The sequence below is a fragment of the Peribacillus sp. SIMBA_075 genome (genome assembly GCF_046534585.1).
The window spans coordinates 1-334 of record NZ_JAWRYN010000276.1; the positions used below are offsets into that span (position 1 = coordinate 1).

At 49.1% G+C, this 334-nt stretch carries 1 protein-coding gene; it reads left to right on the forward strand.

The window, feature by feature from the left end; genetic code table 11:
• On the forward strand, positions 1 to 334 hold a 334-nt coding region (locus tag SB775_RS28235; protein WP_410864474.1), incomplete at both ends, for a sensor histidine kinase.

A 334-nucleotide genomic window follows, 5' to 3' on the forward strand; every position in this document is an offset into this window, starting at 1 on the left:
CTTCGTTGACGGCCTGCGGGTGCAGAATCATGAGCATATGAATAAGCTTCATACGATTGCGGGATTGATTCAGCTTGGCAAAGCCGATCAGGCGCTCGACCTTGCGTTTCAAACGACAGAAGAACAGGAACATGTGACGGATTTTCTTCACCGCGTCATTCAGCACGATGCCGTCGCAGGTTTATTGATGAGCAAGATTAGAAGGGGCAAGGAGCTTGGCATCAAAGTCGAAGTGGATGAAAATAGCTGTCTGCGCGATTTTCCAGAGCGGCTAGATCAGCATGATATGACGAAGCTGCTTGGCAATCTGATTGAGAACGCCTTTGCCTCGTAT